Origin of the sequence: Lewinella sp. IMCC34191, from assembly GCF_003390935.1 — a bacterium.
Classification (GTDB): Bacteria; Bacteroidota; Bacteroidia; order Chitinophagales; family Saprospiraceae; genus Neolewinella.
Window position 1 is genome coordinate 1 of sequence record NZ_QNQZ01000040.1, and the last position, 258, is coordinate 258.

Below are 258 nucleotides of genomic sequence, written 5' to 3' on the forward strand. Positions count from 1 at the left end.
TGTGGGGGATCACGCTCTCACGCCCCCTAACTATCATCGCCTTGGTAAGCCGTTACCCTACCAACTAGCTAATAGTACGCACGCTCATCCCTTACCAATAAATCTTTACTAAACATCCCATGCGGAACATTTAGACTATACGGTATTAATCCCAGTTTCCCGGGGCTATCCCGTAGTAAGGGGTAGATTGCGTACGCGTTACTCACCCGTGCGCCGCTTTCCGGCCCCCGAAGGGACCTTCTCGCTCGACTTGCATGT

Annotated in this window: 1 rRNA gene; it reads right to left on the reverse strand. The window is 52.3% G+C overall.

What is annotated here, in order from left to right:
* Nucleotides 1-258: ribosomal RNA gene (locus tag DRW39_RS22130) — 16S ribosomal RNA — on the reverse strand; the annotation flags it as partial.